We start from the raw sequence: 14,340 nt of genomic DNA, 5'->3' as shown, positions 1-14,340 counted from the left end.
TTCTAAATTCTTTTGAGGAGCGTAGAATTTATTTTTCTAAATCAAATTTTTACAAAGTATGCGGTTGGAATAAAGCTTGTACAAAACAAGAAAATTTCTGATGTTGTTCAGCTAAAAAGTTTTGTGAGGCTGTGGTTTTAATCGACGTTAAAACTTTAAGCTGATCTTTATCTGAGATCAGTTTATTCTCGCCACGCTTTTGTTGATTGAGCGCTTTTTCAATCGGTGATTGTTTATCTACCACAACAATTAACGATTGTATTGGCTTGGTCGTATCTTTAATTGCAGCAGTATGGCCTGTCTGTGCCATCACTGCGAGTCCTAGACTTAAGCCCAAGATCTTTAAATAAGAATCATTCATTCCATCGGCTCCCCTTGATGGTCAAATTTTTGTTCTTGAACATGGTTATTGTAGCAAAACAACTTACAAAAAGCATAACTACGTCACATTTTTTAATAATACTACACAAAAAATGTTTAAAAAACAATCATTGAAACGAAATGTAATATTTTAATTGATAACACATAAATGTGGATGAATCGTGAAGAATTCAAGTTTAGGTTAAATTGTGTAAAAAATATACCAAATAATTTACATGAGTAATACACATTTTTAGATATCTTAAATTATGAATAAGATAGTTTAAATATTTATAAATAATTGATTGTTAAATTAAAATAATAAAAATATAGTGCTTCTAAATCATTAAAAACCGAGAAAGAAATGAAAAAACTACTGCTTTTAAGTGCGATCAGTTTAATCGTCACGGGGAATGCTTATGCAGCGAAAGAATTTTTAAATGTATCTTACGATCCTACCCGTGAATTTTATCAGGAATATAACAAGAGTTTTGGTCAATTTTGGAAATCAAAAACAGGCCAAGATATTGAATTTAAGCAGTCTCATGGCGGTTCTGGTAAGCAAGCACGTTCAGTAGTAGATGGTTTACAAGCAGATGTGGTGACACTGGCTTTGGCCAATGATATTGATGAAATTGTCAATGCGGGTTTGATTGAAAAGGGCTGGCAAAAAGAATTTCCAAATAATTCTGCGCCCTACACATCTACCGTTGTTTTTTTAGTGCGTAAGGGCAATCCCAAAGCAATTAAAGATTGGAATGATCTGGTAAAACCTGGGGTTGAAATTATTACACCAAACCCTAAAACAGGCGGTGCGCCGCGCTGGATTTATTTATCAGCGTGGGGCTATGCATTAAAACAACCGGGTGGCAATGATGCAAAAGCGCGTGAATTAGTCAAACAAATATATAAAAATGTCAAAGTGTTAGATTCAGGTGCACGTGGTTCGCTCACAACATTTGCGGATCGTGGTATTGGCGATGTTTTGTTGTCTTGGGAAAATGAAGCAATTTTGGCGACGTCTGGTCCAGATAAAGATAAATATCAAATTATTTATCCATCCATTTCAATCCTAGCTGAGCCTTCAGTCGCAATCGTCGATAAAGTGGTTGATAAAGATGGTAATCGTAATTTAGCAAAAGGCTATTTAAATTATCTTTATTCACCAGTTGGGCAGGACTTGGCAGCAAAATATAATTTCCGTCCGCGTAATGCCAAAGCTGCAGCCAAATATTCGGCAAAATTTCCGAAAATTAAACTCTTTACCATAGATCAAGTTTTTGGCGGCTGGGCAAAAGCGCAAAAAACCCATTTTGCCAATGGGGGGATTTACGATCAATTTACGGCTGAAAAGTAATTTGAATCAAATACAAACAAGTCCTCTTTGATCAAAGGGGGGCTTTTTTAGCTTGAAATATTTGTGATAAAACAAATAAAACAGACAAAATATAAGCCACAGTGATGTTGAGCGCTTTCATCAATTAAAACCATAGATGGATTTTTTAATCTGTTCTAAGTTTGCGGGTATTTCGCTTTTTGATTGAAGTTTATTCGCTTATTTCATATATTTAGAATAATTTTAGCGATGTTAGCACTCATAATATGAAAACTAATTTTAAAGCACTGATGAGTGCTGTGGTTATGGTGACGGGATTAACTGTTGCAACGACAGCAAGTTATGCTGCTGACCGTGAATTTTTAAATGTGTCTTATGATGCAACGCGTGAGTTTTATGATGAGTTTAATAAATCATTTGGTGCTTACTGGAAATCTCGTACAGGTAAGACTGTTGATTTTAAACAATCGCATGGTGGTTCGGGAAAACAAGCGCGTGCCGTGGTTGATGGCTTAAAAGGTGATGTGGTGACCTTAGCTTTGGCCAATGATATCAACGAAATTGTGAAATCAGGTCAAATTAACCCAGGATGGGAAAAAGAATTTCCAAATAACTCAGCACCGTATACGTCTACCGTTGTGTTTTTGGTACGCAAAGGTAATCCCAAAGGCATCAAGGATTGGACAGATTTGACCAGACCTGGGGTACAAATCATTACGCCTAACCCTAAAACAGGTGGTTTACCTCGCTGGATCTATCTCTCAGCTTGGGGCTATGCACTTAAACAACCAGGTGGTAATGATGCTAAAGCACGTGATTTTGTTTCTAAGATGTACCATAACGTAAAAGTTATGGATCCAGCTGCACGTGCATCGATGACCACATTTGCTGAACGTGGGATTGGTGATGTTTTACTGACGTGGGAAAATGAAGCCATGGTGAGTAAGAAAGCATCTGGCAATAAGTTTGATATTGTCTACCCCTCGATGTCAATTTTGACTGAACCATCAGTGGCAATTGTTGATAAAACAGTAGAGAAGAATGGCAATAAATGGTTAGCAACGGGTTATATTAACTATTTGTATTCTCCAATAGGTCAAGATATGGCAGCACGCCATTTCTATCGCCCGCGCAATGCAAAAATCTTAGCTAAATATTCCAATCAATTCCCTGAACTGAAAACTTTTACGATTGATGAAGTCTTTGGTGGTTGGGCAAAAGCGCAACAAACTCACTTTGCCAATGGCGGTGTTTTTGATCAGATTTATAATAGCAAGCGCTAAACATCAACTATTTTGATTGAATCAACCTCCTTTTTAGGAGGTTTTTTCATTCTGTTATGAATCATTTAGACTAATATTAAACTGAGTAATCAATTTAACTATGGATATTGTACTAAGGCTCGCAACTGAAGATGATATTGAGATTATTTTTGATATACGAACGTCAGTCAAAGACAACCATTTGTCAAAACAACAACTGACTGAACTTGGTATCACTGAGTTGGTAATATTAGATTTGATTCAAAATACTTCGACTGTCTAGCTTACAGAGCTACAGCATCAAGCGTGTGGTTTTTCGATCGCAGATTTAACTGAGAGCAGTGTATTTGCCATGTTTGTCCAGCCCGATTTTGAAGCCAAAGGTGTCGAAACTGCGCTTTTGAAAAAATCAGAAGATTTATTATTTGAATCTTTTCACGAAATTTGCTTAGAAACTGATCAAAAAAGTAGTACTTTTGAATTTTATCTCCGACAGGATTGGCGTGTTTCAGAGTATTTTGACAAGGGTGATGTGAAAATGGTCAAGACACAATAACGCTTTGTAGCAGAATGAATGAGCCATTTTTTGTACTGAACTTTTATAAAATGTACTTTAAAACGGTTTTCTCTATAAAAAGTAATATTTCCCTACAAAAAGTCGTTTGGAGCTTTGGCAAAACAAGGTAATAATGTGCAGTTACTTTTTTTGCTTAAACTGAAACCATAATTATGTCTCATATTTCTGTATTACTACATGAAACTGTCGATGCTTTACTTGCAGATCGCAATACAGGAATTTACGTGGATGGGACATTTGGACGTGGTGGACACACGCGTTTATTGTTATCTAAATTAGATGAACATTCAAAAGTTTATGCTTTTGATAAAGATCCACAAGCGTTAGAAGTAGCATATCAGTTAGAAAAAGAAGATCCTCGTTTTAAAATTATTCATGCCAGTTTTGCAGATTTACAACAAGAATTAAATCAATTAGATATTTATCAAGTCGATGGGATTATGGCAGATTTAGGGGTGTCATCACCACAGCTAGATCAAGCAGACCGTGGTTTTAGTTTTATGAAAGATGGACCACTTGATATGCGTATGGATAATTCTCAAGGACAAACAGCCGCAGATTGGCTAGTGGATGTAGACGAAGAACATTTGGCCAATGTAATTTTTCAATATGGTGAGGAACGTTATAGTCGTCGTATTGCACGTGCGATTAAGCAAGCAGGTTATATTGAAACCACTGGAAAATTAGCGGAAATTGTGAAAGTTGCGCATCCTAAGTGGGAAAAGAATAAACATGCTGCGACACGGACATTCCAAGCTATTCGTATTGAAATTAATAAAGAACTCGATGACGTACATACCTTTTTACCTCAAGCCGTAGATTTGTTAAAATCAAATGCACGTTTGGCCGTCATTAGTTTCCATTCACTTGAAGACCGAATTATTAAACAATTTATTCAAAAAGAATCAACGTTGCCAGAAGATGATGGCTGGGGATTACCGCAAAAAGTACAAGATACTCGTCGACTGAAAAAAGTTGACAGAGTCCGTGCCAGTGAGGAAGAAGTCAAAGCCAATCCTCGCTCACGTAGTGCTTGGCTTCGAGTTGCAGAACGCTTAGAACAAAAAGGCGCAGAATGAAACAAGAAATTATAGAAGAATCAAGTCATAAGCTGGCAATAAAAAAAGCGATTGTTTATGGCGTATTGGTTGTTGCAGTGTTGATCAGTGCCTTTATGGTGGTGTTGCAAGTCTTTGCTTATCGTCATGATTTTCGTGATTTAAATAGTTATATGCGTGAACGTGAAGATATCAATGCAGAATGGGGACGTTTGCTCATTGAACAACAAACATTTGGTGCAACTGCGCAAATAGGAACACGTGCCGTAACACAATTGAGAATGTATTCACCGCCAGCTGCGCAAACAGTTGTCATTTCATTACCAACTGAATCAGAGCAGAAGAAGTAAGGCATCTGTATGGCAGATAAGCAAACTAAACCGACTCGGCAGCCACGTAAAAAGCAGCCTTCCATTACCCAGAAAAGTACTGTATCGATAGATATGTGGCGCTTCTATTTAATGTGGGGCGTGGTGCTTTTATGTTTTGTCGGCTTGGTCGGACGTGCATTTTATGTGCAAGTGATTAATAAAGACTTTTTACAAAATAAAGCCAATGCCAACATTCTACGTTCTGAAACATTAAAAGCCATGCGTGGTGTGATTAGTGATCGTCATGGCGTGCCTTTGGCAATCAGTTCTCCAATCATGAAAGTGGTGATTGATCCACGTGAATATTTTGAGACTAAAAAACAGTTTGATACCATCACGGCTGAATTACAGAAGACACCCAACAGTCGTAAACTTAAACGCCAATTGCCTGATGAAAATTTAAATTTAGATGAATTGGCAGATGCGGTCGGTCTTGATCGTGCAGACTTAAAAAAACGTTTAAATGAACGTCCACGTTCTCGTTATTTGGTACTTAAAAAAGAAGTTCCGCCACCACAAGCAGATTTTATTACCCAGCATAAATTTGCTGGCGTTTATGCCGAGAAAACCTATAAACGTTATTATCCTCAGCCACAGCCCAATGCGCAAATTATTGGTCTCACCAATAGTGAAGGGACGGGGATTGAAGGTTTAGAGATGCAGTTAAACTCACGTCTGGCTGGTGAAGATGGTGAGCAAAAGATTTCTCGTGATAAACATGGTAACCGTATTACCACCCCTGAAGTTGTAAAAGAAGTGAAAGCAGGGGAGAATATCACCTTAAGTATTGACTCACGTTTGCAATATATTATGTATCGTGAGTTGACTGCGGTGGGTGTTGCCAATAATGCACGTTCTGCTTCTGCAATTGCTGTGGATGTAAAAACGGGCGAAATTCTGGCTATGGCGAGTTGGCCTTCTTATAATCCCAACGATAAAAATGGCTTAAGTAATAAAGATGCCATGCGTAACCGTGGTGCAATTGACATGTTTGAACCTGGTTCAACCATGAAACCTTTTACCATTGCAGCGGGTTTGGAAAGTGGCAAATATACCCCAAACTCGGTGATTAGTACCAGCCCAGGTTCGATGCGTTTAGGTTCCCATACCATTCGTGATACGCATAACTATGGTTCGTTGACCGTTACTGGTGTGATCATTAAATCCTCGAACGTCGGTTCGGCAAAAATTGCTTTGTCTTTACCAAAAGAAACCTTGCCAAGTTTCTTTAGAAAGGTCGGTTTTGGTCAGCGTTCGGCGGTTAAATTCCCGGGTGAGAGTGGAGGTTTAGTGCTTCCACCTGAAAAGTTAAATTCTTCACAAATTGGTACAATGGCTTATGGCTATGGTCTAAATGCTACGATTTTACAGTTGGCGCAAGGCTATGCAATGTTGGCCAATCATGGTGTGGAATATCCTTTAAGTCTCTATAAATTAAATGATCAGCCCAAAGGCAAACAGGTTTTAGCGCCTAAAATTGCTGATGAAGTTTTGTTGATGTTAGAGCAAGTTACGATGCCTGGTGGTACTGCAAAACAAGCCAATATTCCCGGTTATCGCGTGGGTGGTAAAACAGGTACAGCACACAAGTTGCGCCCTGACCATAGAGGTTATTCGAATACTGAATACCGTGCTTTATTTGCCGGTGTGGCGCCGATTAGTGATCCTCGTTTGGCGGTTATTGTTGTAGTCGAAAATCCGCGTGGACAATACTATGGTGGTTTGGTTGCCGCTCCAGTGTTTGCTCGAATTATGCAAGAATCTTTACGTTTAATGAATGTGCCTTTAGATAAACCTCTTGAAACGGCTAAGGCCAAGCCATAGGTAAACTATAATGATTAATTTTCAAGATATTTATAAAGTTGATAATACAAAGGCTTGGATGTCTGAGTCATTTAATGGCTTTTCTCTAGATAGTCGTTATGTGCAACAAGGGCAAATTTTTATTGCTTTGACCAGTTATTCGCAACCAGAAAAAACCGCACAATTTGCTCAAATCGCTTTAGACAAAGGCGCATTGGCCATTATTAGTGAAACAGATTTAGGCTTTGAATCTGCATTGATCTGCCCAGATGTGCGTCAGTTGATGGGACAATGGCAAAAACAATATTTACAAGCGACATCCCCAGTAAAAGCTGCACGAATTCTTGCAGTCACGGGAACCAATGGTAAAACCACGATTTCACGCCTCGTTGCTGAATTACTGGCATTACAAAATAAAAAATGTGCAGTGATGGGAACTACGGGCAACGGGATTCTGCCAAACCTAGAAGCGTCTTCACATACCACTTTAGATGCGTTGCATTTACAAAATCTTTTGCATGATTTTGCTATGCAAGGTGCTGAATTCGCTTCAATTGAGGCAAGCTCGCATGGTTTGGAACAAGGTCGTTTAAATGGTTGTGATATTGAGATTGCTGCATATAGTAATCTGAGTCGAGATCATTTGGATTATCACGGGACGCTTGAAGCCTATGCTGAAGCGAAAGCGTTGCTGTTTAAATTTGCTGCGTTAAAAGTTGCAGTAATTAACATAGATGATGCGCATGCAGATCTAATGATGAATGCGGCAAGCAGCAATCTGTCACATCCGAAAGTATTGACTTATTCAACCTCTAAAGCGGCTGATTACCAAGTATTTGGGATTAAATATAGCTTAGATGGGGCAACATTCCATCTCAAAACAGCCAAAGCTGAATTTACCGTGAATAGCCCATTGCTTGGGCATTTTAATATTGAAAATTTGGTGGCCAGTTTAATTGTTGCTGAACAAGCAGGTTTTGATTTAAAACAACTTATCGCAACTGTACCCAACTTAAAAGGTGCACCTGGACGTATGCAGGTGATTCGTGATCAAGATCGTCTGTTTGTGGTGGATTATGCACATACTCCAGACGCTTTAACTCAGGTTTTAAAAACCTTAAAACGTCATGTTGAAAATCAGCTTTGGGCTGTTTTTGGTTGTGGCGGTGATCGAGATCGCGGTAAACGCCCATTGATGACCAAAGCAGCTTTGGAACAAGCCAATCCCGTAATGATCACATCAGATAATCCGCGTACAGAAAATCCTGAGCAAATTTTTGCCGATATGAAGCATGAAATTGATTTTAGCCAGCATGAGGTGCACGAAATTCGTGATCGCCGTGAAGCAATCAAATATGCAGTAAAGCATGCCCAATCAGGTGATATTGTTGTGATTGCCGGAAAAGGGCATGAAAATTATCAAGAAATTGATGGTGTTCGTCATTGGTTTGACGATGTCGTTGAAGTGCAATCGGCAATAGATGCACAACACCATAAACCCAATTCAGCTTATCCAGCTCATTAGGAATAAGAGATGCACACCTCTACCACCAGTACTGTGCCTTTGGAGCCATGGTCAGCAGCACAACTTGCCGAAGCAACTCAAGGTTATTGGTATTTAGATCAAGCACCACAAGGTGAAATTAAACGTATTTTGACTGATTCACGTCATGCTGAATTAGGTGATGCTTTTTTGGCGCTCAAAGGTGAGCGTTTTGATGCACATGATTTTGTTGCTCAAGTGGCTGCGAATGGCTGCCAAATTGCCATCGTGAGCCATCCTGTTGATGTAAATATCTGTCAACTTGTCGTGGCAGATACACGTTTGGCATTGGGGCATTTAGGCGCGTATCGTCGTGCTCAACATCCACAATTAAAAGTGATTGCACTTACAGGCAGTAGTGGCAAGACCACCACCAAAGAAATGTTGGGGAGTATTCTTTCACGTTTAGCGCCGACCTTGATTACACGTGGCAATTTAAATAATGATCTTGGTGTGCCAATGATGTTATTGGAGCTGCGTTCAGAGCATCAATATGCGGTGATGGAACTTGGTGCAAGCCATCAAGGTGAAATTGATTACACCTCAAATCTTGTGCAGCCACATGTTGCCGGTATTTTAAATATTGGAACTGCACATTTAGGCGAATTTGGTGGACGTGATGGAATTTGCCGTGCCAAATCTGAAATTTACCGTCATATTGATCAAGCTGGAACAGCAATTGTTCCTGCTCAGGATGATTTTACCGATACGATTCGTCAAGTGATAGACACTGAGCAAGTGTTAAGTTTTGGTCAGGGTGGTGAAGTCTTTGCGACAGATGTTCAGTTACACGCACAGTCTGCAATCTTTACCCTTAATACACCTCAAGGTGCAAGAACAGTCAATCTTCCTTTTGCAGGCGAACATAATGTCCATAATGCAGAAGCAGCGACTGCATTTGCCTTGGCGATTGGCGTTGATTTAGACGATATTGTAATCGGCTTGGAGTCGGCACAAGGTGCAAAAGGGCGTTTGAATTTTATTCATAAGCACAAGCATTTATTTATTGATGATACCTATAATGCCAACCCGACTTCAATGCGTGCAGCAGCAGAAGTACTTGCGCAACAGCAAGGCATCAAAGTGATGGTGATTGGCGATATTGGCGAACTGGGTGATACTGCTGCGCAGCAACACTATATGTTGGGTCGTGATCTAGTTTCAGTGGATGGGATCCAATTTGTTGTCGCGGTAGGGGAGTTTGCTCCTGCTACACAAGAAGGTGCGCGAAGCACTCAATATGGTAAAAAATTACAAGCTTTTCTTAGCCAAGAACAAGCTTTACCTTTATTGTTAAGTTTAATTGCAACACATCAACCACAGTCCATGAGTTTCCTGTTTAAAGGTTCTCGCTATACCCATATGGAAACGTTGATGGCTGATTTGATGGAGAAAGTTTAATGCTGTATTGGTTATTTCAACACTTGGCGGGTTATGAGAACGCGTTCCAAGTTGTTCGATACTTATCGTTACGAGCATTGCTCAGTGTACTGACTGCACTTGCGATTGGTTGGGCCTTGGGACCAGTCATGATCCGTAAATTACAAGCGCTCAAATATGGTCAGGCTGTCAGTTCATATGCACCTGAAAATCATGCCAAAAAAATGGGTACGCCGACAATGGGCGGGATTTTAATTCTGCTTTCGATCGGGATTAGTACCTTGCTTTGGGCAGATTTATCCAATCCTTATGTATGGATTGTCTTGGCTGTTATGGTGATCTTTGGTGCTGTAGGTTGGGCGGATGATTGGATTAAAGTCCGTTATAAAGACAATGCGGGTTTACCTGCCAAGAAGAAATTCTTTTGGACTTCGGTTGGCTCTTTGGGGGCGGGTATTGCGTTGTATATCATTGCAACTCAGCAAGACAGCCCCGTACATACAGCGAATATGCTGGATTTGTTGATACCATTTTTTAAAAATCTGAGTATTCCATTGTCTTCAATTCCATTGGGTATTGGCTTCATTATTTTTACCTATCTGGTAATCAATGGTGGGTCAAATGCAGTGAATTTGACCGATGGGTTAGATGGTCTGGCGATCATGCCGATTGTTTTGGTTGCCGCAGGTCTAGGTGTTTTTGCATACTTGGCAGGTGATATACGCTTTGCCAATTATTTACATATTCCCTATGTAAAATATACCTCTGAGCTGGTGATTATTTGTGCTGCAATGATTGGAGCGGGTTTAGCATTTCTTTGGCATAACGCGCATCCAGCCCAAGTCTTTATGGGAGATGTCGGTGCATTATCATTGGGTGCAATGCTGGGCACTATCGCGGTAATGGTTCGTCAAGAGATCGTCTTTGCAATTATGGGCGGGGTCTTTGTAGTAGAAGCAATCTCGGTATTCTTACAAATCGGATCATTACGTATGCGCAATAAACGTGTATTTCTTATGGCACCGTTGCACCATCATTATGAGAAAAAAGGCTGGCGTGAGACTCAAGTGGTGATCCGTTTTTGGATTATCACAATTATGCTGGTAGTTTTAGGTCTAATGACATTAAAATTACGTTAAGCCAAAGTGATTTGAAAAGTCGGCATTTGCCGGCTTTTTTTATGGCCTAAAAATATCTTTTGGAGAATACGATGAATTTGTTGATGTGCCCTGTATGTCGTGAGGCATTGAGCCTATCGGATCGGACTTGGCGCTGTGTAAATAATCATAGTTATGATGTGGCAAAACAAGGCTATGTAAATTTACATGTAGTACAACATAAGCATAGTAAAAATCCAGGGGATACGCCTGAATCTGTACAAGCACGACGTGGATTTTTAAGTGGTGGATTTTATGCACCTTTACAGCAAGCCGTGGTTGAGAAAATTCGTGAGTTACAGGTTAAAAACCTGCTGGATATCGGCTGTGGTGAAGGCTACTATACCGATGCAATGCAACATCAAGTGATGCAATGTATTGGGGTTGATATTGCAAAAAATGCGGTTCAAGTTGCTGCAAAACTCAATAAAGATGTGACATGGATTGTGGGAACAGGAGCGACTCTACCTGTTTTGGATCATTCGATTGATTTGTGTACCAGCTTATTTAGCCCGATCCCAGAAGAAGAAATACTCCGAGTGCTTAAGCCGAAGGCTTATTTGATGGTGGTAACACCTGCACCAGAGCATTTATATGGGATGCGTGAGGGCTTGTTTGATGAAGTTAAAGCCCATGAACCGCAAAAGTTTGTCACGCAATTACAGGCATCTTTTGAATTAGTAGAGCAGCCGATTATCGAAACAACGTTTGAGCTGGATCAAGCACAACTCAAAAACCTGATTGCGATGACCCCTTATGCTTATAAAGCAAAACCTGAAAAGCGGTTAGTTTTAGAAGCACAAGCTAAAACGATGTTAAAGGCAGCCTTTCAAATTTATATTTTTCAGAAAAAATAATAGAAATTTAAGCCATAAAAAATGCCATCAATTGATGGCATTTTTTATTTGAGAAACTAATTATTGAACTTCATTAATCAAATTCTCAAGAGAATCACTTTCTCGTTTTGCACTGCCTTGATTCATTGCAGGCGGTGTTACTTTGTTCGGTTTTAGCGGTTGATCTGAACCTTCATCAGGTAAGTCTTCAAAGTCATTTGATGAATTACGTGATGGTGTAACAGGTGCAGGTTTAAAGATTGGACGGGCTAAAGGCGGTGATGAACCATTGCCTTCATTTTGAGTAGCACCTTCAACTTGTGTCTGATTACGTTCTTCACGAGAGATTGGTGCTTTGGCATTTTTATCAAAATGTACCCAAGCAGATGGCGTGTCTTTTAAGGCTTTACCCATAAAGCCTGTCCAAACTGGAAGCGCTGCGATCCCACCATATTCACGACGACCAAGTGTTGAAGGCTGGTCAAAACCGACCCAAGCAATCGCAACTAATTTGCCGTTGAAGCCAGCAAACCACGCATCTTTAGCATCGTTGGTTGTCCCTGTTTTACCGCCAATGTCATCGCGACCAATTTTAAGTGCTGCACGACCAGTACCATGCACAATCACATCACGAAGAATATTTGCCATATCAAAAGCCGATTGTGATTTTAAAATCCGTTGTGCTTGACGATATTTACTTTGTTCTTCTTTGCTTAGTGGGGTTTGAACCTCATCCACTGTAAGGTTTGCACCTTCAATCACTTCATCATCAGGGGTGATGGCTTGGGTATCGACTACCGTCTCTTTTTGATTGATACATGGAATACACGCATATTCAGGCGCTGCTTCATAAATGGTTTTGCCATAAGCATCTTCAATACGGCTGATGAAATGCGGTTGAATGCGATATCCACCATTGGCAATTGCGGCATAGCCAGTTGCCATTTGAACTGGAAGTACTTGTGGGGTACCGAGCGCAATCGTGAAGTTACGTGGGATTTGATCTTCTTGTAGGCCAAAATCCATCAATAATTGGCGCGCACGTTCTACGCCTACGCTTTGTAATAAACGTACAGATACCGTATTACGAGATAAGTACAACGCACGACGCAAAGGAATCATACCCAAATAACGACCATCTGAGTTTCTTGGTGACCAACGACCAATCGTAATAGGGCTGTCATTGACCATGGTATAAGGGGTCATACCGCGTTCAAGCGCCAGTGCATAGACGAATGGCTTAATGGTTGAACCTGGTTGACGCCAACCTTGTATTGCGCGGTTAAATTTAGATTGGTAAAAGTTGTATCCACCCACCACAGCTTCAATTGAACCATCATTCGGGTTGATTGCAATGAGTTGACCTTGTGCTTTCGGTGTTTGAACCAATGACCACGCGGTTTTATTTTCATTGGGACGTAAGCGAATAATATCTTTAACACTTACAATCTGCGAAGCGCGGCTTGGTGCCCCACCAACTGCATTGGCATTGATATATTTTCTTGCCCAAGACATACCTGACCAAGGCACAGTCACTGTTGAACCATCTTGCATTTTGGCATCAAAACTATTGCTGCCTACCTTGATGACTTCAGCAGGGTAGGTATTGGCATAAGCAATGAATTCTTTTAAAGGTTTATCATGTGCTTCAGCACCACGCCATCCATGACGACGATCATAATCTTCCAAGCCTTTTTGTACTGCATCTTCTGCATATTGTTGGCGTTTGCTGTTGACCGTTGTATAAACTTTATAACCCGAATCAATTGCTTGTTCACCAAACTTTTCAACCAATTCTGAGCGAACCATTTCACCTACATAGGGAAATCGATTACTTAAGCCGCGATCAGGCATACTCAGATTAATCGGCTCAGCGACAGCTTTTTCGTATTCTGCTTGTTTAAGATAGCCAAGTTGTAACATGCGGCCAAGAATCCAGTTGCGACGTTCTAATGCGCGTTCAGGATTCACTACAGGATTGTATTTTGATGGTGCTTTGGGTAAGCCCGCAATCATCGCCATTTGTGCGACACTGAGTTGATCTAAGCTTTTGTCATAATAAATTTTTGCAGCAGCAGCAATACCATAAGCATTTTTACCCAAAAATATTTTATTGACATATAAAGATAAAATTTCTTCTTTCGATAGATTTTGTTCTATTTTACGTGCCAAAAAAACTTCGGTAAGTTTGCGCTTAAGTGTTCGTTCAGGTGATAAATAATAATTTTTAGCCACCTGCATGGTAATTGTTGAGCCACCTGTTTGTACATTTGATCCAGTGACACTTTCACTCACTGCACGCCCTAAGCCTTTAAAGCTAATCCCGCTATGTTCGAAGAACGATGAATCTTCAGCAGCAAGGAAGGCATGAATGAAATGCGGTGGGATCTGCTTGTACTCAACAGGCACCGAAAGCTTGCCACCATATTCAGCGATCAGCTGATTATCTGCTGAATAAACTTGCAAAGGTTTAAGCAATGGCGCCTTTTTTAAAGAGCTCATTTCTGGTAGTGATGGGGCAATATATAGATACATTCCATAAAAGCCCATCGGAATTGCGACTAAAATAATGATAATCAGCAAAAAAAAGGGATGAATATAACCTGAACAAGATAGCTTTTTCATAACAAGTAAGTTTTAATAATAGCTAATGGCAA

Annotated in this window: 13 protein-coding genes; 11 read left to right on the top strand and 2 right to left on the bottom strand. The window is 40.1% G+C overall.

The genetic code is table 11. The features are described 5' to 3' along the window. Positions 1-49: 49 nt before the first annotated feature. The gene (locus AC4CUY_RS19270; protein ID WP_004725398.1) at positions 50-361 is read right to left on the bottom strand and encodes a hypothetical protein; all 312 of its coding nucleotides are present in this window, start codon (positions 359-361) and stop codon (positions 50-52) included. Positions 362-724: 363 nt separating this feature from the next. On the opposite strand from AC4CUY_RS19270, the gene AC4CUY_RS19265 reads away from it, so the two are divergent. From AC4CUY_RS19265 to AC4CUY_RS19215, 11 genes are all read left to right on the top strand, one after another. Beyond that, positions 725-1,717, top strand: a complete 993-nt coding sequence (locus tag AC4CUY_RS19265) for a sulfate ABC transporter substrate-binding protein (RefSeq protein WP_004816641.1) — start codon at positions 725-727, stop codon at positions 1,715-1,717. A gap of 245 nt (positions 1,718-1,962) precedes the next feature. Continuing rightward, complete coding sequence (locus AC4CUY_RS19260; RefSeq protein WP_336953682.1) at positions 1,963-2,979, top strand: sulfate ABC transporter substrate-binding protein; 1,017 nt, start codon at positions 1,963-1,965, stop codon at positions 2,977-2,979. A 100-nt stretch (positions 2,980-3,079) separates the two neighbouring features. Continuing rightward, complete coding sequence (locus AC4CUY_RS19255) at positions 3,080-3,241, top strand: hypothetical protein (protein ID WP_336953683.1); 162 nt, start codon at positions 3,080-3,082, stop codon at positions 3,239-3,241. Between the two features lie 69 nt (positions 3,242-3,310). Beyond that, on the top strand, positions 3,311-3,514 hold the full coding sequence (locus AC4CUY_RS19250) for a hypothetical protein (RefSeq protein ID WP_490774593.1): 204 nt from the start codon (positions 3,311-3,313) through the stop codon (positions 3,512-3,514). Positions 3,515-3,687: 173 nt separating this feature from the next. Beyond that, entirely contained in the window at positions 3,688-4,614 is a 927-nt protein-coding gene (rsmH, locus tag AC4CUY_RS19245) for a 16S rRNA (cytosine(1402)-N(4))-methyltransferase RsmH (protein ID WP_270383312.1), read from the top strand. Then, positions 4,611-4,943 (top strand): cell division protein FtsL, encoded by a 333-nt coding sequence (gene ftsL / locus AC4CUY_RS19240; protein ID WP_004725407.1) that lies wholly within the window; start codon positions 4,611-4,613, stop codon positions 4,941-4,943. Before rsmH ends, ftsL begins: the two co-directional genes overlap by 4 nt. A 9-nt stretch (positions 4,944-4,952) precedes the next feature. After that, positions 4,953-6,788: a penicillin-binding protein PBP3 gene (gene ftsI / locus AC4CUY_RS19235; protein ID WP_004816649.1), complete on the top strand. Its 1,836-nt coding sequence runs from the start codon at positions 4,953-4,955 to the stop codon at positions 6,786-6,788. Positions 6,789-6,795: 7 nt separating this feature from the next. Then, a complete protein-coding gene (locus tag AC4CUY_RS19230; protein ID WP_303576668.1) occupies positions 6,796-8,292 on the top strand; it encodes a UDP-N-acetylmuramoyl-L-alanyl-D-glutamate--2,6-diaminopimelate ligase in 1,497 nt (498 codons plus the stop codon). Positions 8,293-8,301: 9 nt separating this feature from the next. After that, positions 8,302-9,711, top strand: a complete 1,410-nt coding sequence (locus AC4CUY_RS19225) for a UDP-N-acetylmuramoyl-tripeptide--D-alanyl-D-alanine ligase (RefSeq protein WP_434278740.1) — start codon at positions 8,302-8,304, stop codon at positions 9,709-9,711. Next, positions 9,711-10,829, top strand: a complete 1,119-nt coding sequence (mraY, locus tag AC4CUY_RS19220) for a phospho-N-acetylmuramoyl-pentapeptide-transferase (protein ID WP_490774592.1) — start codon at positions 9,711-9,713, stop codon at positions 10,827-10,829. The genes AC4CUY_RS19225 and mraY overlap by 1 nt, the downstream gene beginning before the upstream one ends. A 71-nt stretch (positions 10,830-10,900) precedes the next feature. Continuing rightward, positions 10,901-11,704, top strand: coding sequence for a putative RNA methyltransferase (locus AC4CUY_RS19215; RefSeq protein ID WP_488632761.1), 804 nt, complete (start codon positions 10,901-10,903; stop codon positions 11,702-11,704). A gap of 60 nt (positions 11,705-11,764) precedes the next feature. Here the strand turns inward: AC4CUY_RS19215 and ponA are convergent, their stop codons facing one another. Beyond that, a complete protein-coding gene (ponA, locus tag AC4CUY_RS19210) occupies positions 11,765-14,308 on the bottom strand; it encodes a penicillin-binding protein PBP1a (protein WP_154129432.1) in 2,544 nt (847 codons plus the stop codon). Positions 14,309-14,340 lie beyond the last annotated feature (32 nt).

This window comes from Acinetobacter sp. 778_lipA, assembly GCF_058242985.1.
This window is presented reverse-complemented; position numbering and strand designations above follow the sequence as displayed.

Excerpts from the sequence above, each read along its gene's own strand:
- mraY (WP_490774592.1), top strand. The coding sequence starts at position 9,711 with ATGCTGTATTGGTTATTTCAACACTTGGCGGGTTATGAGAACGCGTTC.
- AC4CUY_RS19255 (WP_336953683.1), top strand. The coding sequence starts at position 3,080 with ATGGATATTGTACTAAGGCTCGCAACTGAAGATGATATTGAGATTATT.
- AC4CUY_RS19270 (WP_004725398.1), bottom strand. The coding sequence starts at position 361 with ATGAATGATTCTTATTTAAAGATCTTGGGCTTAAGTCTAGGACTCGCA.
- AC4CUY_RS19225 (WP_434278740.1), top strand. The coding sequence starts at position 8,302 with ATGCACACCTCTACCACCAGTACTGTGCCTTTGGAGCCATGGTCAGCA.
- rsmH (WP_270383312.1), top strand. The coding sequence starts at position 3,688 with ATGTCTCATATTTCTGTATTACTACATGAAACTGTCGATGCTTTACTT.
- ponA (WP_154129432.1), bottom strand. The coding sequence starts at position 14,308 with ATGAAAAAGCTATCTTGTTCAGGTTATATTCATCCCTTTTTTTTGCTG.
- ftsL (WP_004725407.1), top strand. The coding sequence starts at position 4,611 with ATGAAACAAGAAATTATAGAAGAATCAAGTCATAAGCTGGCAATAAAA.
- AC4CUY_RS19260 (WP_336953682.1), top strand. The coding sequence starts at position 1,963 with ATGAAAACTAATTTTAAAGCACTGATGAGTGCTGTGGTTATGGTGACG.
- ftsI (WP_004816649.1), top strand. The coding sequence starts at position 4,953 with ATGGCAGATAAGCAAACTAAACCGACTCGGCAGCCACGTAAAAAGCAG.
- AC4CUY_RS19265 (WP_004816641.1), top strand. The coding sequence starts at position 725 with ATGAAAAAACTACTGCTTTTAAGTGCGATCAGTTTAATCGTCACGGGG.
- AC4CUY_RS19250 (WP_490774593.1), top strand. The coding sequence starts at position 3,311 with ATGTTTGTCCAGCCCGATTTTGAAGCCAAAGGTGTCGAAACTGCGCTT.
- AC4CUY_RS19215 (WP_488632761.1), top strand. The coding sequence starts at position 10,901 with ATGAATTTGTTGATGTGCCCTGTATGTCGTGAGGCATTGAGCCTATCG.